The organism is Streptomyces sp. NRRL F-5650 (assembly GCF_000721365.1).
Taxonomy (GTDB): Bacteria; Actinomycetota; Actinomycetes; order Streptomycetales; family Streptomycetaceae; genus Streptomyces; species Streptomyces ardesiacus.
Window position 1 is genome coordinate 1 of sequence record NZ_JOGV01000052.1, and the last position, 18,238, is coordinate 18,238.

Sequence of the window (18,238 nt, forward strand, 5' to 3'; positions counted from 1 at the left end):
CGGTCCCGCTCACCGGCCTCGCGGCTCGGGTGCTCCGGGGACTGTGGGCGGGGGAGAGCAAGGACGGAACCCCCCGCCGGGCGGGGTCCGAATCGTGCGGGCCGAGTACGGCGTCGGGCGTGACGACCTCCGTGATGCCGCGCGCGGCGAGGTGTCCGGTGTCCGCGGCGCGGGTGTCGAGGACGGTGGTGGGGCGAGCGCCGTCGGCGACCAGCCGGAAGAAGGCGTCGAAGACGGCACCGCCGGGGGCGCAGGCCGAGCGCGCCGCCGGGTCGGCCGGAACGACGAGCGCGGTGGTGCGCGGGGCGGGGGCGGAACGGGCCCCTTCGCGGGCGGCGCGGGCGGCGCGGGCCAGGACCCGGGCCGTGTCCTTGGGCCGGCGGTCGTTGGTGAGGAGGCCGAGGCCGTACTCCAGCTCGGGGAAGTCGGCCAGTGTCCGGGACACGTCGTGGGAGCACCACCAGGTGACGCCCCACAGGTCCGGGCAGTCCAGGGCGTTCTCGACGGTGGCCTCGGTGAAGGCGGCGGCGTGCTCGGCGGGCACGAGGGGGGCGGGGGCGCCGACCTCCTGGAGCCAGACGGGGCGGTGCGGTTCGTCGGCCCAGGCCTTGCTCAGCTCGACCAGGTAGGCGGCGTGGTGCTCGCCGGGCACGGAGGTGCGGCCGTGGCGCTGGGCCGTGCCGTTGAAGACCCAGGAGTGCACGGCCGTGACGGCGCCCCGCCGGGCGGCCTGGGCCGGGGTGAAGGGCTGGTCGTCCTGGTACCAGGTGGCGTCGTACTCGGCGTGCAGGTGCATCCGGCCGGGGGCGCCCTCCTCGCAGGCGGCCAGCATCCGCTCCAGCCAGGCGTCGATCTGGTCGCTGGTGGCGCGGTCCGGGTCGGGGTGGGGGCCGGCGGAGAACTGGTTGACCTCGTTGCCCAGGGTCATGCCGAGGAAGTTGGCCCGGCCGGCCAGGGCGGCGGCGAGGGTGCGCAGGTAGGCGGCCTGGCCGTCGACGACGTCGGGGTCGGTGAAGAGGTTGCGGCGGTGCCAGGTGCGGGTCCAGGCCGGGACGAAGTCGAAGCTGCTCAGGTGGCCCTGGAGGCCGTCCACGTTGACGTCGAGGCCGCGTTCACCGGCCGCGTCGACCAGCGCCACCAGGTGCTCGACCGCGCGTTCGCGGATCAGGGAGCGGTTGGGCTGGAAGTACGGCCAGAGCGGGAAGACGCGGACGTGGTCCACGTCCAGCGCCGCGATGGAGTCCAGGTCGGCGCGGACGGAATCGAGGTCGAAGTCGAGCCAGTGGTGGAACCACCCTTCGGTCGGGGTGTAGTTGACGCCGAAGCGCACGGCAGGAGGCATGCGGTGTCCTAGTGACGGGGGAAGCGGGTGGTTCAGCCCTTGACGGCGCCTTCGCCGACCCCGCGGAAGAAGTACCGCTGGAGACAGGCGAAGAGGACGATGAGCGGCGCCACGGCGATGATCGTGCCCGCGGCGACGAGGCGTTCGTCGTTGGCGAAGGTGCCGTGCAGGTAGTTCAGTCCGATGGTCAGGGTGAACTTGGAGGGGTCGCTCAGCACGATCAGGGGCCACAGGAAGTCGTCCCAGGCTCCCATGAAGGCGAAGATCGCGACGACGGCGAGGGTGCCCTTCACGGCGGGCAGCGCGATCCGGAAGAACCGCTGCCAGACGTTGGCGCCGTCGACGAAGGCGGCCTCCTCGATCTCGTAGGGGAGGTTGAGGAAGGCGTTGCGCATCAGCAGCACGTTCAGGGCGCTGACGCAGCCCGGCAGCACCACACCGACCAGGGTGTTGTTGAGCCCCAGCTCCCGCATGGTGGTGAACTGGGCGATGATGATGCCCTCCACCGGCACGAGCATGGCCAGGATGAACACCAGGGTGGCGACGCGCCGGCCGCGGTAGCGCAGCCGGGCCAGCGCGTACCCGGCCAGGGCGGCGCCGACGCAGTTGGTGACGACGTTGGCGGCGGCGACCTTCAGCGAGTTCAGGGCGTAGTCCCAGACCGGGATGGTGTCGGCGACCCGTTCGTAGTTGTGCAGGGTGGGATCGGAGGGCAGGAACTTGGGCGGGGAGCTGAAGATGTCCTCGGTGGGCCCCTTGAGCGAGGTCGAGAGCTGCCACAGGAACGGGCCGATGGTCAGGGCGAGGACGCCGAGCAGCAGCAGGTAGCGCAGGGCGAGTTCCCAGCCGCGTACGCGGCGTCCGTGCTCGTCGGTGATCCGGGGTTCGCGTTCCCGCTTGCCCTCCCGGCCGGCGGCCAGGGACTTCCCGGCGGGCCGGGACTTCTCGGCGAGGCTCACGACTCCTCCTTCCGGTCGGCCCGCAGGACGAGCAGCATCAGGACGACGGTGACGACGAAGACGACGACGGAGATCGCGGAGGCGTAGCCGACCCGGCCGGTCAGGCCGGTGCCGGTGCGCTGGACCAGCATCACGAGGGTGGTGTCCTCGCCTGCCGGGCCGCCGCTGGGGCCGGCCATCAGGTACACCTCGGAGAAGACCTTGAAGGCGGCGACCGAGGAGAGGGCCGCGACCAGCACCATCGTGGAGCGGACGGCGGGCACCGTGACGGTGAGGAACCGGCGGACCGCTCCCGCACCGTCCACGGCGGCGGCCTCGTGCAGTTCACGGGGCACGTTGGCGAGCGCCGCCAGGTAAATGATCATGTAGTAGCCGAGGCCCTTCCAGACCGTGACGCCCATCGCGCTGAGCAGGATCAGCCACTGGTCGCTGAGGAACCCGACCGGACCGGCGCCGAGCGTCTCCAGCAGGGAGTTGACCAGCCCGCGTTCGTCCAGGAGCCAGACCCAGATCAGCCCGACGACGACGATCGAGGCCACGACCGGTGTGTAGAAGGCGGAGCGGAAGAAGGTGATGCCGGGGATGTTCTTCTGCACCAGCAGGGCGAGCAGCAGCGGCAGCAGGACCAGCGCGGGGACGACCCCGAGGACGTACAGGGAGCTGTTGCGCAGGCCGATCCAGAACATGTCGTCGTGGAGCAGCTCGCGGAAGTTGGCGAGGCCCACGAACTCGCCGGGGACCAGCGTGCGGCGGTCGGTGAAGGAGTTGACCAGCGTGGAGACGAACGGGTAGAGGATGAACGCGCCGGTGATCAGCAGCCCGGGTGCGGCGAACAGCCAGGGACTGATGGGCAGTTGGCGCCGCACGCGCCGGGTGCCGCCCTGGCGGGCGTCCGGGGTGCCGGTGGTGAGGGTGGGACTCGCCATGACGCCTCAGCCCTGCTGCTGAAGGAGCCGGTCGCACGCCTTGACAGCGTTGTCGAGGGCTTCCTTCGGGCTCTGCTTGCCCTGGAGCGCCTTGGCGACCTCGTTGCGCAGCTCGGTCTTCATCTGCTCGCTGAACAGCACGGGCGTGTAGTTGACGGCGTCCTTGAGGGACTTGGCGGCGGCGACCCGGACACGGGTCTCGTCGGTGCCGTCCTCCTTGGTGAAGTACGGGTCGTCCAGCGACCCGGCGGTGCTCGGGAAGATCGCGACCTGCTTGGCGAACGACATCTGGTGCGCCGCGTCGGTGACGTAGTGCGCGAAGGCGACCGCGGCGGGCTTGCGACTGCTCTGCGCGTTCACCATCAGTCCCATCACGTACATGTTCACGTGCCCGGTGCTGGTGATCTGGTCGGTGATGCCGATGTTCTTGTACAGGCTCGGCGCCTGCTTCCTGAAGTTGGCCAGGTCGAGCGCGCTGCCCGGGTTCATGGCAACGGCGCCGGTCAGGAACTTCTTCCCGGAGGACTCCGGGGTGGCGGTCAGCGCCTGCGGGTCGAGGGCCTTGGCGGCGTACAGCTCCTTGTAGCGGGTGAGGAGTTCGACACCCTTGGCGTCGTTGAACGCGAAGGCGGTGCCCTCCTTGTTCATGAGCGGTACGCCGTAGCGGCCGAAGTCCTCGATGGTGGGCACGTTGGCGAGCGTGGCGACCTCGCCGCCGGTCCTGTCGGCGATCCGCAGGGCGGCGTCGAAGAGCTCGTCGTACGTCTTCGGCGGCTGCTCGGGGTCGAGCCCGGCCTTCTGGAAGAGGGACTTGTTGTAGAAGAGGGGGCCGGTGTTGAGGTACCAGGGGAAGGCGTACGTGCCCTGCGTGCCCGGTATCCGGTGGCTGGCCCAGGCGCCTTCCAGGTACTCCTTCTCGTACTGGCCGGCCGCCTTGTCGAGGTCGAGGGCGAGGCCCGCCTCGGCGAGCGGGGCGACGAGGTCCGGGGAGACGTTGACGACGTCGGGCAGGGTGCCGCCGGCGGCGTCGGCGCTGATCTTGTCGGCGTAGCCCTCGCCGGGCTGGTCGACCCACTTGACGTGGGTGCCGGGGTACTTCTTCTCGAAGTCCGCGATGAGTCCCTCGAAGTAGTCCTTGAAGTTGGCCCGCAGGTTCCAGGTCTGGAAGGTGATGTCGCCCTCGACCTTGCCCGAGGCGTCGGCCGAGCCCCCGCCGTCACCTCCGGAACCGCAGGCACTGAGGGGCAGGACGAGGGCGGCGACGGCTGCGGCGGCGAATGTTCTGCGCGAGGTGGGCACGGTGGCACGTCTCCCTGAAGGACGTCGGCGGTGGGATGCCAGCGACCATGCACGGCGTTTCCGTGGAAAGTCAATGGATTCCGGCCAACTAAAGCAGAGGGCACAGCATTAGTCCAGGTCAGGGCCGGATCGACCCCCACTTGCCAGCAACTACTAATGCGCTTTAGGATCTTGCACTCAAGCGCTTTAGCTCTCGCTGAGGAAAGGAGCGCGCATGCCGGCCAAGCGGCCCGCCGCGCGCCGGCCGACGATGAAGGACATCGCACGGCGGGCCGGGGTCTCCGAGAGCGCGGTGTCGTTCGCGCTGAACGACCGGCCGGGGGTCTCCGAGATCACCCGGGACCGGGTGCGCCGGGTGGCCGAGCAGCTCGGCTGGCGGCCCAGTACCGCGGCGCGCGCCCTGTCCGGGGAGGGCGCGGCGACGGTCGGCTTCGTGCTGGCGCGGCCCGCGCACACCCTGGGCGTCGACTCCTTCTTCCTGCAACTGGTCTCGGGCATCCAGGAGGTGCTGGCCCGGCGGCATCTGGGGCTGCTCTTCCAGGTGGCGCGGGACGTCGAGGACGAGTGCGCGGTCTACCGGCGCTGGTGGGCCGAGCACCGGGTGGACGGCGTCCTCGTCGTGGACCCGCGCACCGACGATCCCCGCCCGGGTCTGCTCGACGAACTCGGCCTGCCCGGTGTGGTGATCGGCGGGACGCCGGACGAACGTCATCCGGGACTGTCGACGGTGTGGGCGGACGACGCGGGCGCGATGGCCGCGCTGGTGGACGGGCTGTGCGCGCTCGGGCACCGCCGGATCGTGCACATCGCCGGGCTGCCGGACCTCGCCCACACCGAGCGCCGGATCCGTGCCCTGCGCGCGGAGGCCGGCCGGCGCGGCCTCGGCGAGGTCGAGTCGGTGACCACCGACTACTCCGACGCGGAGGGCGCGGCCGTCACCCGCCGGGTGCTGGAGGCGCCCGCTCCCCCCACGGCCCTGATCTACGACAACGACGTGATGGCCGTCGCCGGGGTCGCCGCCGCGTCGGGACTCGGCTTCTCGGTCCCGGCGGACGTGTCCGTGGTGGCCTGGGAGGACTCGGCGCTGTGCCGCATGGTCAAACCGTGGCTGTCCGCCCTGTCCCGGGACAGCGTGGAGTTCGGCCGTACGGCGGCCACGGAGCTGACCGCCCTGCTCGACGGCGGTCCGGCCCGGACGGTGCGGGTGCCGGTGCCGCGGCTGATCGAGCGGGACAGCACGGGCCCGGCCCGGCCGGTCTGAACGCGGCCGGTCTGAACGCGGGCGGTCTGAACGCGGGCGGACCGGCACGCGCTCTCGACGCACGGGCCGCGGACGGGCAGAGTGCTGTCCTGCGTACTCACCGGTAACGGCGTGCTCGCACGTCGTCGCCCACATCCCGTATCCCGTCCCCGCACCCCGAGGAGCCCTCCGTGACCGACTGGGCCGGACGCACCGCCACCGAGATCGCCGCCGCCGTACGGGAGAAGCGGGCCGTGCCGCGCGAGGTGGTCGCGGGACACCTGGCCCGGATCGAGCGCCTGGACGGCGGCGTCGGCGCCTTCCGCGCGGTGCGGGCCGAGGCGGCGCTCGCGGAGGCCGAGGAGGTGGGCGCGCGGGGGGATCTGGGCGAACTGCCGCTGGCCGGCGTGCCGGTGGCGGTCAAGGACAACCTCGCGGTGCGCGGCGAGGCCACCCGCGTCGGTTCGGCCGCCACACCGCACACGCCCGCGGACGCCGACCATGTCACCGTGGCCCGGCTGCGAGCGGCCGGCGCGGTGGTGGTGGGGCTGACGAACGTGCCGGAGCTGTGCGTGTTCGGCACCACCGACGGCGTGCTCGGCACCTCCCGCAACCCGTGGGACCCGTCCCGCTCGGCCGGCGGTTCCTCGGGCGGCAGCGCGGCCGCGGTCGCCGCCGGGATGGTGCCGCTCGCGCTCGGCAACGACGGCATGGGCTCGCTGCGCATCCCGGCGGCCAACTGCGGTCTGGTCACCCTCAAGCCGGGCCACGGCCTCGTGCCGGCCGGCATCGGCGAGGGCGACTGGTTCGGCATGTCCGAGAACGGGCCGCTGGCCACGACGGTCGCGGACGCCCGCCTGATGCTGACGGTCCTCGCCGGCCACGGCCTGCCGGACCGCGAGGAGACCGGTGCCCTGCGCGTCGCCGCCTCGCTGCGCAGCCCGCTGGCCGGCGTCCCCGTCTCCCCGCCGTACGCGCGGGCGGTGCGCGAGGCGGCCGGGGTTCTGATGAAGGCGGGGCATCAGGTGCGGCGGGCGGACCCGCCCTATCCCGCGTCGCTGGGCGTGACCGCCCTGGTCCACTGGACGGCCGGTACGTCGGTGGACGCGCGGCGCCTGGACCCGCGGCTGCTGACCAGGCGCACGCGGGTGCACGCGGCCCTCGGGCGGCACTTCGCCCGCCGGGTGCCGGAGGGCGGGGGCCGGGAGCGGCTGCGCGCACGCCTGGAACCGTTCTTCGCCGAGTACGACGTCCTGCTCACCCCGGCGCTGGCCCGCCGCGCCCCCGGGGCCGGGCCGTGGCACGAACGGGGCTGGCTGCGCAACGTGGCGGCGAACTCGGCGTACTCGCCGTTCACGCCGCCGTGGAACCTGACCGGCTGGCCCGCGATGACGGTCCCCTTCGGCACGCTGGACTCCGGTGCGCCCTGCGCCGTGCAACTGGTGGGGCGCCCGGGCTCGGAGGCGGCGCTGCTGGAGCTGGCGGGGCGCATCGAGGCGCTGCACCCCTGGCGGCGGACGGCGCCGCTCGACTGAACGGCGCTACAGGGCGCGGTGCATGACGTGCAGGCCGACGCGGCCGTGCCGGGGGTGCTCGAAGGCGTCCGGGACCGTGCCCAGGACGGTGAAGCCCAGGGAGGTCCACAGCCGTACGGCGGGGTTGGTCTCGACGACGGCGTTGAAGACCATCCCCCGGTATCCGTCGGCCTTGGCGGCGGCCAGGACGTACTCGGCGAGGGCGCGGCCGGTGCCACGGCCGGCCCGGTCGGGGTCGACCATGAAACCTGCGTTGGCGATGCGCGCGGCGGGACCGCCGTAGTTGGGGGTGACGTAGGCCGAGGCGACGACGGTGCCGGTGTCGTCCTCGGCGACGTAGACGCGTTTGGCGGGGTTCATCCACAGGGCCCGGGCGTCGGCCTCGGAGGTGTCCGGGTCCCAGGCGTAGGTTTCCCCGGCGGCGACGATGCGGTGCCAGAAGGGCCAGATGTGCGGCCAGTCACCGGCGGTGGCTTCCCTGATCAGCATGGGCGTGAGTCTGGCACGCCCATGCGTCCGGCGGCTTCGGCGGGTGGCGGCGGGTCAGTCCACGCTGGGCAGGATGTGCGGCTCGGCGAGGTCCTCCTCGTAGCCCGCGAGGCGGATCGGGGCGGAGCGCGCCCACACGTCGAGGCTGCCGATCTCGCCGGGCCGGCGGCGCGTGCGCCCGCCGCGTTCCTCGGTGCGTTGTTCTGGCTTGGTCGTCGTTTCCGGTGTCACCGCGCACTCCTTATGTGTCGGATCACCCTGGGGCGGCCGGCGCCCGTGTCCTGTCCGGCACCCGGCGCCCGCTCGGGTGTGAGTCGAAATGCAGTTCGGACGCGGTGGCGCCGGTACCTCGTGCGGGAGCGGGCCGTGGTGAACCGGCTCGCTCCATGACGGACCTCGGGTGCGGGTAGTGCCCTGTGCCGCCGCCCGTCCGCTTCAGATTAACCAAATGAGCGGGGGTGCGCTCTATGGCGCTCGAAAGATGGGAGAACCATTGCCCTTCGCTCCGCGCCCAGTTGGCCCAAGTGTGCCCTGGTTCCTCCGCGTCCGCACCGCGCACAGCTCACCCGTTCGGCCTACGTCGGCGACCGCACTTTCGCATACCGACGGCTGGCGGGACGCGCAGTTAAGTCGCCGTTGGCTGCTACGCAAGCTCGCCATGCTGTGCTGCCCGTCGGGCAACGGCTGTCTCGTGGGAGGACCGGGGCATGGAACTGCGCAGTGTCGAGGAGCTGATGAACCTGCTGTACGCCTGCCGGGGCCAGCAGCCCGGCCGCGAGGGGGCCGGGGATCCGCACGAGCACGCGCTGCGGACGGCCGCGCTGCTGCGTCGGCGCCGCCCGGCCGACAAGGAGCTCCAGGTCGCCGGGCTGGTGGCGCCGGTGGGACCGCTGCTGGGGCCGGGCGACCCGGCGGTCCGGACCGCCGAGGCGGTAGGGCCGCTGCTCGGCCCGCGCGTCGCCCACCTGGTGCACCGCCGGGCCCACCCCGGGCCCCGGCCGCACGACGACGACCTGGCCGGTCTGCGTCAGGCGGACGAGGAGGCCCGCACCGCGGTCTTCGACGCCGGGGTCCTGGAGGACTGGCGCACGGTGCTGGAGCTGACGGCGGCACGCAACGCGCGGCTGGGCCGGGTGGAGTGACGGCCCGTCACCACTTGCCCGGTGCGTAGTCCTTGAGGAAGACGCCGTACAGGTCCTCGCCCGCCTCGCCGCGCACGACGGGGTCGTAGACGCGGGCGGCGCCGTCGATCAGGTCGAGCGGGGCGTGGAAGCCGGCCTCGGCCAGGCGCAACTTGTCGTAGTGGGGGCGTTCGTCGGTGATCCAGCCGGTGTCGACGGAGGTCATCAGGATCTTGTCGGTGTCGAACATCTCCTGGGCGCTGGTCCGGGTGACCATGTTCATCGCCGCCTTGGCCGCGTTCGTGTTCGGGTGGCCGGCCCCCTTGTAGCCGCGGGCGAACACGCCCTCCATCGCCGAGACGTTGACGACGTAGGCACGCCCCGACCGCGCCCTGCGCGCGGCCTCGGCCATCGAGGCGCGCAGCGCGCTGATGAGGATGAAGGGCGACGTGTAGTTGCACAACTGGGTCTCCAGCAGCTCCACCGGCGAGATCTGCTCGATGGTCTGCACCCAGGTGTTGGTGTCCACGACGTCGGGGACCAGTCCGCCCGCGTCGATGGCGGTGCCCTCGCGGTGCCGGACCACGCTGGCGTTGCCGGCGACCAGGGCGAGGTCGGCCACCTTCTGCGCGTCGAGCCCCGAGGCGCCCAGCGGCAGCGCGGCCAGTCCGTCCACGGCGCCGGAGTTGAAGGCGCCGATGACGTGGTGGGCGGGCAGTTCACCGGCGGGCAGCGGGGCACTCTCGCCCTCGACCAGCGCGGCGTACGCGGAGGGCAGGCGCCGGACGGTCTGGGTGGCGTTGTTGATCAGGACGTCGAGGGGGCCCCGCGCGGCGACCTGCTCGGCGAGGGCGACGGCCTGGGCGGGGTCGCGCAGGTCGATGCCGACGACCTCCAGGCGGTGCATCCAGTCCCCGGAGTCGTCCATCGCCTTGAAGCGGCGGATGGCGTCCTTGGGGAAGCGGGTGGTGATCGTGGTGTGCGCGCCGTCGCGCAGCAGCCTGAGCGCGATGTACATGCCGATCTTGGCCCGGCCGCCGGTGAGCAGCGCGCGCTTGCCGGTCAGGTCGGCGCGGGCGTCGCGGCGGGCCCGGTTCTCGGCGGCGCAGTCCTGGCAGAGCTGGTGGTAGAAGTAGTCGACCTCCACGTAGCGCTGCTTGCAGATGTAGCAGGAGCGGGGGCGCTGGAGTATCCCCGCGATCGTGCCCTCCTCGGTGCGTGAGGAGGGCAGCAGGCCCTCGGTCTCGTCGTCGATGCGCTCGGCGGAACCGGTGGCGGTGGCCTCGGTGACCGCCTTGTCGTGGGCGGTCTTGGCGGCCCGGCGCTCCTGGCGGCGGCGCTGCTTGACCATCCGGTAGATGTGCGAGGTGGCGCGGCGGACGGTGATCGCGTCGGGATGGTCGACGTCCAGCTCGTCGAGTTCCCTGAGCACGTCGAGGCAGACGGCGAGCCGTTCGGGGTCGATGCCGGGTCCGTACGCGGAGGGCGTCTCCTCCTGCGCGGACGCCCGGCCCGCGGGCGCTTCGTCCGTGGTCGCCGAGCCGTCCTGTGTCACCGTCATCGCCGTTGCCGTTCCCTGGTCGCCGTCGCGGCGCTCCGGGAGGCGACCGCTGTCGAACAGCGGATTTTATTTCAGCGCGCGGCGCGGATCCAAACCCGCCGTGGTCAGGGACGGCATGCCGCGAGCAACGTCTCCACCTCCGCGGTCACCGCGAGGGCGAGCCGGTCGAGGTCCGGCACCGCCTTCCCGTCGGCGACCAGACCGAAGTGCACCTGCCCGCGGTACGTGGAGACGGCCACCGCGAGGGAGTGGCCGCGGGCCAGCGGCGCCAGCGGGTAGACCTCGGTGAGCGGGTGCCCGCCGAGCCGCAGGCCGAGGCTGGGCAGGGGCACGCTGGTGACCAGGAGGTCGAACCAGAGCCGGGCGGCCCCCGAGACCAGGGGCCCGCCGATCCGGTGGCCGAGCGCCGGCACGTGGTCGGCGAGCAGCGCGACGGCTCCGGCGCCGCGGCCGGGACCGGCTTCCTTGTTGCGGTCCATGGCGGCACGGACCGTGCCGAGGCGGGAGAGCGGGTCGGGGTCGCCGACCGGGAGCCGCATCAGGTATCCGGAGAGCCTGTTGCCCTGGGGGTGCGCGGTGCGCGGGCGGCGCTTGGAGACGGGGATGAGCGCGCGGGGCGCGACGCCCTCGCTGCCGTCGCCGCGCTCGTCCAGCCAGCGGCGCAGGGCGCCGGCGACGACCGCGACGAGGACGTCGTTGACGGTGCCGCCGGTGGTCTTGCGGACGTGGTGCACGTCGTCGAGGTCGACGGCCACGCCCGCGATCCGGCGGGTGCCGGAGGACTCGGCGGTCAGCGCGGGCGACGAGCGCACGTCGAGGGTGGACAGCGCCGCGGCGGCACCGATGTCCAGCGCGCGGCCCGCGTCGGACAGGGCGTCGCGCAGCCGGTCGGGCAGCGCGCGCACGTCCGGCACCCGACCGCGCGGCGGCCGCTCGGGGCGGGGCCGGGGTGCGGGCAGGTCCATCGGGTCGAGGACCCCGGCGGCGAGGGTCAGCGCGCGCAGCCCGTCGGCCAGGGCGTGGTGGAACTTGAAGAGCACGGCGAAGGCCGTGCCGTCGGCGCCCGGCAGCACGTGCGCCTCCCACGGCGGCCGGCCGCGCTCCAGGGGTCGTTGCATGAGGCGTCCGGCCCGGGCGTGGAAGTCGGTGGCCGGGGCGTGCAGCCGCACGTGGTCGAGGGGGTCGAACCTGGGGTCGGGCTCGCGGGTGGCGCCGCCGAAGGCGAAGGGCCGCCGCAGGGCCAGCGGCGGCTGCCAGGTGTCCCTGATCCGCATCCGCAGTCCGGGCACCGCGGGGGCGCGGGCCGCGAGGAGGTCCGCGGCGTGGGCGCCCGCGGTGGCCGAGCCGGCCTCGAAGACACCGAGCGCGCCCAGGTGCATGGGGTGCTCGGCGGTCTCGATGTTCCAGAACGCCAGGTCGAGGGGAGCGAGCGGATCGGGACTCAAGGGCTTGCCTCGCAGGGACGGCGCACGGGCGGCGACGGGTGGATCAGCAGTCAATCCCCTTCCGTCGATTACGGTCAAGCACGATCAGGCTACGCACGGTTAACGGGCGATTAAAGTCCCGCCCCTTTCGACCGGGGCGGGACTGGTGTGACTCGTGGTGCGTCCGTGCTGACCTCGGCTCACGCCGTCAGCGGCGGGACCGCCCGCGCCGGGGTTCCCCACCCGGACGGCTGCGGGCCGACCGGGCGCATCCGCCCGCGCAGGCGGTCGTGCCGCGCGGTCAGGCGGCGCAGCCCGCCGGGACGGGCTGGGACGCGTCGTGGATGAGCGCCTCGTGGGCCGCCCTCACCCGCTCGACGTCCGGCTTGAGCACCTTGCGGTCGTAGGTCGTCAGACCGTTCAGCTCACCCTCGACGTCCGAGATCTGGGTGTAGACGGCGCCGTTGCCGCCCCGGCAGACCAGGGCGCGCACCTCGTCGAGCTTGGTGAGGTAGTCGTCCGTGTACGTCTGCGGATCGACGTCGACGTACGACTGCTGCACCGACCAGGCGTGGCCGGGCACCGCGAGGCCGAGACCGCCGTACTCGCCGGCGACCAGGGCGCGCCGGCCGTCCGGGGAGGGTGGCAGGGCCGGGCTCGGGTAGCCGTGCTCGTCCATGATGTCGCCGGCGCCGCCGTCGGCCCCGAGGTTCAGGCCCGACTGGTTGTTGACGAGCCGGGTCGGGTCCCAGGTCTTGGCCTGCTCGGCGACGCGGCCGATGTCGTACTGGCCCCAGCCCTCGTTGAAGGTGACCCACATGACGATCGACGGGTGGCTGACGTGTTCGTCGATCATCTCCTTCATCTCGCGCTCGTACTGGGCGCGGGCTGCGGTGGACGGGTTCTTCCCGGCGGTCATCGCGGGCATGTCCTGCCACACCAGCAGGCCCAGCCTGTCGGCCCAGTAGAACCAGCGGTCGGGCTCGACCTTGATGTGCTTGCGCACCGAGTTGAAGCCGAGCTGCTTGTGCAGCCTCAGGTCGTACGCGAGGGCCTCGTCGGTGGGCGCGGTGTGCAGCCCGTCGGGCCAGAAGCCCTGGTCGAGGGTGGCCATCATGAAGACCGGCTCGCCGTTGAGCAGGGTGCGCGGCACACCGTTCACCTTGTCGACGGCGACGGAGCGCATCCCGAAGTAGCTCTCCACCCGGTCGTGTCCGACGGTGACCTCCAGGTCGTACAGGAAGGGATCGTCGGGCGACCACAGGCGCGGGTCGCGGATCCTGAGGGTCAGCGGTTCGCCGGTGCGTCCGCTGACGGTGGCGACCTTGCGGTGCCCGGCGTACGCCGTGGCCTTGACGCGTACGCCGTCGCGCACGCCCTTCGGCTCGACGGTCAGGGTGCTCGCCGCCCCGTCGACGTGCGGGGTGAGCTTCAGCGAGTCCACGTGGTCCCGGGCGACCGGCTCCATCCACACGGTCTGCCAGATGCCGGAGCTGGGCGTGTACCAGATGCCGCTCGGGTCCAGGCGCTGCTTGCCGAGCGGCGGGTTCTCGCCGCCCGCCGCGTCCGTCGGGTCGTAGACGCCGACGATCAGTTCCTGGGTGCGGCCGGGCTTGAGGGCGTCGGTGACGTCGGCGCTGAACTTGTCGTAACCGCCCTTGTGGTCGGCGACCTTGACGCCGTTGACGTACACCTCGGACTGCCAGTCGACGGCGCCGAAGTTCAGCTTCAGCCGCTGGGAGGACCCGATGTGCCAGTCGCGGGGCACGGTGAAGGTGCGGCGGTACCACATGCGGTCCTCGTGCCGCTGGATGCCGGAGAGCTGCGACTCCACCGGGTACGGGACGAGGATGCGCTCCTTGAGGTTCTTGCCGACCGGCGGCTGCTCGCCGGCCTCGGCGGCGGCGAACTGCCAGCGTCCGTTGAGGTTCTGCCAGTCCTCGCGCGTCAACTGCGGGCGGGGGTACTCGGGGAGGGCGTTGTCCGGCCCGACCTCGTCGGCCCAGTCGGTGCGCAGCTCATAGGTGGACTTGTTGCCGCCGCTGCTCCAGAAGGCGTTGACAACGTTGCCCCCGGCGTCGGTGAGGCCGCCCTCGCCGTCGTAGCGGACGTCGGCGGTGCCGGGGGCGTCGCCGTTCTTGTTGCCGACGACGGGCTGGTCGAGGGCGACGAGCAGGGCGCTCGGGTCGGCGGGGTCGAGCTTGGCCTCGCCGAGCGGCCACGCGGCTCCGCCGATCACCGCTTCGAGGTGGTCGGCGAGTCCGGCCGGGGGTGCGGCGAGGGGGCCGGCGAAGTCGAGCTTGAGAGTACGGCCGGTGGACTGGACGGTGGTCGCCGTCGCGCCGTTGTAGTCGAACCCGTCGGGCAGGCGGAACGCCGACTGCGGGACCGCCTCCTTGGTGCCGCCGGGCTCCGTCCAGCGCAGGTGGAGGTTGGAGCCGCCGTAGTGCTCGAAGTACTCCAGTTTGAAGTCGTAGGACTGGCCTGCCGTCAGCTCGACCGGTTCGGCGGTCTGTTCGCGGTCCCAGTCGTCGACCCAGTGGTCGATGGCGAGTTGGCCGCCGATCCAGAGGCGGAAGCCGTTGTCGCCGGTGATCGAGAAGGTGTGGGCGCCGGTCTTCTCCGGGACGAGCTTGCCGGTCCAGCGGACGCTCACGTCGTCCGACTGCCCGGTGGCGAAGGCGAGTCGCGGTTCCAGGGTGTCGAAGTCGAGCTGCGGATCGAAGCCGGTGGCCTTGAGTTCGTGGAAGTCGAAGGCGCCGGGGGCGGACTGGGTGTAGTACTCGCCCTTCAGGCCGTGGATCTCCGCGGCGTCGTCGGCCCCGGCCGCGTGGGCGGCGGGGACGGCGGCGAGGCCCGCGGCGCCGAGCGCGGCGGCTAGCAACAGCGCGAGTCTGTCTCTGAGTCGTTTGGTGCGCACTGACCCTCTCCTCGAGAACGGGTGGTGGCCGATGGCTCAGGACATCGATGTCATACATCGATGTAACGGCGGATGTGCAGTGGCATGACAACACGGATTCCGCTTGACGTCCAGGGACATGACAACGGCCCCGGGCTCCGCACGCGGATCGCGTCTCCCGCGCGCCCCGGGGCCGTCGTTCCCTCCCTCACGACACCCGCTGCCCCTTGCCCAGCGCGATCACGCCGCCCTTGGAGACGGTGTACAACTCGCCGTCCCGCTCCGGGTTGACGCCGATCGTCGCCCCCGGCGGCACCTGTACGTTCTTGTCCAGCACCGCCCCGCGCACCACCGCGCCGCGGCCGATGTGCACGTTGTCGTGCAGCACCGAGCCCTGCACGACCGCACCCGGGTCGACCACCACGCCCGGCGAGAGCACGGACCGGGTCACCTGCCCCCGGATCAGGCAGCCCGCGCTGACGATCGACTCGCCCGCGATGCCCCCGGCGTTGAAGCGGGCGGGCGAGAGCTGGGTGGAGTGCGTGTAGACCGGCCAGTCCCGGTTGTAGAGGTTGAACGCCGGCCGCTCGGCGATCAGGTCCATGTGGGCGTCGTAGTAGGCGTCGAGCGTGCCCACGTCCCGCCAGTAGCCCTGGTCCCGGGAGGTCTCCCCGGGCACGTGGTTGGCGCTGAAGTCGTACAGCGCCGCCTCGCCTCGGTCGGTGAGCTGGGGCAGGATCGAACCGCCCATGTCGTGCACGGAGTTCGCGTCCTCGGCGTCCCGCTGCAGGGCCTCGACGAGGACCTTGGTGGTGAAGACGTAGTTGCCCATCGAGGCGAAGACGCACCCGGGGTCGTCGGCGAGGCCGGGAGGGTCGGCGGGCTTCTCCAGGAAACCGGCGACCGTCTGCCCGTCGGAACCCGGGGTGATCACACCGAAGGACGGCGACTCGGCGCGCGGGACCCGTATCCCGGCGACGGTGACCCCCGCACCGGACTCGACGTGCTGGGCGAGCATCTGGCGCGGGTCCATCCGGTACACGTGGTCGGCGCCGAACACGGCCACGTACTCCGGCTGTTCGTCGTGGACCAGGTTCAGGGACTGCAGGATCGCGTCGGCACTGCCCAGGAACCAGCGCGGGCCGAGGCGCTGCTGGGCGGGGACCGGGGTGACGTAGTTGCCGAGCAGGCTGGACATCCGCCAGGTGGTGGTGATGTGCCGGTCCAGGGAGTGCGACTTGTACTGGGTGAGCACGCAGATCCGCAGGATGTCTCCGTTGACCAGGTTGGACAGCACGAAGTCGACCAGCCGGTAGGTGCCGCCGAAGGTGACCGCGGGTTTGGCGCGGTCCGCGGTCAGGGGCATCAGGCGCTTGCCCTCCCCGCCCGCCAGGACGATGCCGAGCACCGAAGGACCTCCACGACGCATGGCCGCTCCCCTCACCCTCGTTCACCCCGGCCGCCCCGGGCGGGGCGGCCTAAGCCCGCTTGAGGATCTCCTCGTAGAGCCGGACGGTGCGACGCGCGACCGCGTCCCAGCCGAACTCCTCCACCGCGCGTGCCCGGCCCGCCTCGCCCATCCGCCGGGCGGCGTCCGGGTCGCCGAGGACGGAGTCCAGCGCGCGTGCGAGACCCGCCTCGAAGTCGTCGTCCCCGGCACCCTCGTACCCGACGAGTACCCCCGTTTCGCCGTCGGCCACGACCTCGGGGATGCCTCCCACCCGGGAGGCCACCACGGGGGTGGCGCAGGCCATCGCCTCCAGGTTGACGATGCCGAGGGGCTCGTACACGGACGGGCAGACGAAGACGGCGGCGTGGCTCAGGAGCTGGATCACCTCGGAGCGCGGCAGCATGCGCGGCAGCCAGTGCACGCCCTCGCGGGCCCTGCTCAGCCCGGCGAACAGGTCGCGGAACTCCCGGTCGATCTCCGGGATGTCCGGGGCCCCGGCGCACAGCACGACCTGCGCGGCCGGATCGATGTCCCGCACCGCGCGCAGCAGGTGGGGCACGCCTTTCTGGCGGGTGATGCGCCCGACGAACAGGACGTACGGGCGGGAGCGGTCCAGACCGATCCGGTCCAGCGCGTCCGTCCCGGGGTCGGGCCGGTAGAGGCGGGTGTCGATGCCGTTGTGCACGACGTGGACCCGGGAGGGGTCGAGCGCCGGGTAGCAGCGAAGGACGTCCTCGCGCATCGCGCCGGACACGGCGACCACCGCGTCGGCCGCCTCGACGGCGGTGCGCTCGGCCCAGCCGGACAGGGCGTAGCCGCCGCCGAGTTGCTCGGCCTTCCAGGGGCGCAGGGGCTCCAGGGAGTGGGCGGTCACGACGTGCGGGACGCCGTGCAGGAGCTTGGCGAGGTGGCCGCCGAGGTTGGCGTACCAGGTGTGGGAGTGCACCAGCTCGCGCCCTTCGAGGGCGGCGGCCATGGCGAGGTCCACGGAGAAGGTGCGCAGCGCGTCGTTGGCGCCGTCCAGCACCGGCCAGGGACGGTGCCGCAGCACGCCGTCGGTGCGTCCCTCGCCCCAGCTGTGCACGTCCAGGTCGACGAGGCGGGCGAGTTCCCGGGCGAGGAACTCGACGTGGACTCCGGCGCCGCCGTACACGTCCGGCGGGAACTCACGGGTCAGCAGTCCCACGCGCACCCGGAACCTCCCGTCTCGGCGGCTGGTGCCCTCATGGTCACCCAGAGCGGGCGCCGGGGGAAGAGCGCGGTGCGCCCGGAGCGCGGTCGAAGCAGCAGCCGTCGCAGACCCCGGCCCCGGGCAGCCGGTAGTGGAGCAGCAACCGCGGCGCCGGCACGAGATGCCCGCGGGGGTGGCGGCGAGGCATCCGGCCCCGGCGAGCAGGCGGTGGGCAAGCAGTCCGGCGGTCGGCGCCCGGACGTGGGCGGCGGTGTCCGCGCGGCCTTCCCGGCGAGCCCAGCGCTCCGGTTCGCGTCCGGCGCCGGCCGGGGCTGAGGCCGCGTCGCCCCGCAGCAGGGCGGCCGTCACGCCGTAGCGGGTGCGCACGGCCGCGGTGGGCGACGCCAGGTGGGCGGTGAGTACGGGCGGTGAGTACGGCCTCCGCGAGGGTGACCGCGTTCCCCGCGGCAGGCGCGGGTCGAGGTCGGGCACCGCGCCGAGGCGGGCGGCGCAGGCCGGCGCGACCGAGCACAGGCGGGCGGCCCCGGCCCTGGTGGGCCACGGTGGCGGCGACGCGGGTCTCGTCGGCGCCGAGTGCGGCGGCGACCTTCCGTACCCGGAAGCCCAACGGGTCCGCCTCGGCCGGGAGGTGCCCGTCCGACGCGTCGTCCTCGTGCTCGGGTCCGGGGCCCGGCGCGCGCCGGAGCCGGGGCCGTGAGCGCGGCCGGGCGGGCAGGCGTGCGCGAGCGGTACGGGGGTGCCCGGCCCGGCCGGGCCGCGACGGCGTCGGCGTGTGCAGGCCGCTGAACCCGCCGAGCGGGC

The 18,238-nt window shown here is 72.8% G+C and carries 14 protein-coding genes; 3 read left to right on the plus strand and 11 right to left on the minus strand.

Annotation, left to right across the window (positions count from 1 at the left end):
* The 4 genes from IG88_RS0132510 to IG88_RS0132525 form a co-directional block, all read right to left on the minus strand.
* Nucleotides 1-1,342 (minus strand): glycoside hydrolase 5 family protein (locus tag IG88_RS0132510; protein ID WP_234332408.1); only part of this gene is annotated, 1,342 nt, incomplete at its 3' end.
* 32 nt (nt 1,343-1,374) lie between these two features.
* A complete protein-coding gene (locus IG88_RS0132515) occupies nt 1,375-2,301 on the minus strand; it encodes a carbohydrate ABC transporter permease (RefSeq protein ID WP_031049092.1) in 927 nt (308 codons plus the stop codon).
* A complete protein-coding gene (locus IG88_RS0132520; protein ID WP_031049094.1) occupies nt 2,298-3,227 on the minus strand; it encodes a carbohydrate ABC transporter permease in 930 nt (309 codons plus the stop codon). The genes IG88_RS0132515 and IG88_RS0132520 overlap by 4 nt, the downstream gene beginning before the upstream one ends.
* 6 nt (nt 3,228-3,233) lie before the next feature.
* Nucleotides 3,234-4,526 carry an ABC transporter substrate-binding protein gene (locus IG88_RS0132525; protein WP_031049095.1) on the minus strand — a complete coding sequence of 431 codons (1,293 nt, stop codon included), beginning with the start codon at nt 4,524-4,526 and terminating at the stop codon, nt 3,234-3,236.
* A 214-nt stretch (nt 4,527-4,740) separates the two neighbouring features.
* On the opposite strand from IG88_RS0132525, the gene IG88_RS0132530 reads away from it, so the two are divergent.
* Together IG88_RS0132530 and IG88_RS0132535 are read left to right on the plus strand one after the other, a co-directional pair.
* The gene (locus IG88_RS0132530) at nt 4,741-5,787 is read left to right on the plus strand and encodes a LacI family DNA-binding transcriptional regulator (RefSeq protein ID WP_031049097.1); all 1,047 of its coding nucleotides are present in this window, start codon (nt 4,741-4,743) and stop codon (nt 5,785-5,787) included.
* 170 nt (nt 5,788-5,957) lie between these two features.
* A complete protein-coding gene (locus IG88_RS0132535) occupies nt 5,958-7,301 on the plus strand; it encodes an amidase (RefSeq protein WP_031049099.1) in 1,344 nt (447 codons plus the stop codon).
* 6 nt (nt 7,302-7,307) lie between these two features.
* Here IG88_RS0132535 and IG88_RS0132540 read toward each other — a convergent pair whose 3' ends face one another.
* Together IG88_RS0132540 and IG88_RS42960 are read right to left on the minus strand one after the other, a co-directional pair.
* Complete coding sequence (locus IG88_RS0132540; protein ID WP_031049100.1) at nt 7,308-7,790, minus strand: GNAT family N-acetyltransferase; 483 nt, start codon at nt 7,788-7,790, stop codon at nt 7,308-7,310.
* A 54-nt stretch (nt 7,791-7,844) separates the two neighbouring features.
* On the minus strand, nt 7,845-8,021 hold the full coding sequence (locus IG88_RS42960; RefSeq protein WP_037837202.1) for a hypothetical protein: 177 nt from the start codon (nt 8,019-8,021) through the stop codon (nt 7,845-7,847).
* Nucleotides 8,022-8,497: 476 nt separating this feature from the next.
* Here IG88_RS42960 and IG88_RS0132550 point away from each other — a divergent pair, with 476 nt between their 5' ends.
* Nucleotides 8,498-8,932 carry a hypothetical protein gene (locus IG88_RS0132550; RefSeq protein ID WP_031049101.1) on the plus strand — a complete coding sequence of 145 codons (435 nt, stop codon included), beginning with the start codon at nt 8,498-8,500 and terminating at the stop codon, nt 8,930-8,932.
* Between the two features lie 7 nt (nt 8,933-8,939).
* On the opposite strand, the gene IG88_RS0132555 is transcribed toward IG88_RS0132550, so the two are convergent.
* The 5 genes from IG88_RS0132555 to glgA form a co-directional block, all read right to left on the minus strand.
* Complete coding sequence (locus IG88_RS0132555) at nt 8,940-10,472, minus strand: SDR family NAD(P)-dependent oxidoreductase (RefSeq protein ID WP_031049102.1); 1,533 nt, start codon at nt 10,470-10,472, stop codon at nt 8,940-8,942.
* A 104-nt stretch (nt 10,473-10,576) separates the two neighbouring features.
* On the minus strand, nt 10,577-11,917 hold the full coding sequence (locus IG88_RS0132560) for a wax ester/triacylglycerol synthase family O-acyltransferase (protein ID WP_031049103.1): 1,341 nt from the start codon (nt 11,915-11,917) through the stop codon (nt 10,577-10,579).
* Between the two features lie 280 nt (nt 11,918-12,197).
* Entirely contained in the window at nt 12,198-14,816 is a 2,619-nt protein-coding gene (locus IG88_RS0132565) for a glycoside hydrolase family 2 (RefSeq protein ID WP_031049106.1), read from the minus strand.
* 187 nt (nt 14,817-15,003) lie between these two features.
* Nucleotides 15,004-16,224: a glucose-1-phosphate adenylyltransferase gene (gene glgC, locus IG88_RS0132570; RefSeq protein WP_031049108.1), complete on the minus strand. Its 1,221-nt coding sequence runs from the start codon at nt 16,222-16,224 to the stop codon at nt 15,004-15,006.
* Between the two features lie 49 nt (nt 16,225-16,273).
* The gene (gene glgA / locus IG88_RS0132575) at nt 16,274-17,437 is read right to left on the minus strand and encodes a glycogen synthase (RefSeq protein ID WP_031049110.1); all 1,164 of its coding nucleotides are present in this window, start codon (nt 17,435-17,437) and stop codon (nt 16,274-16,276) included.
* Nucleotides 17,438-18,238 lie beyond the last annotated feature (801 nt).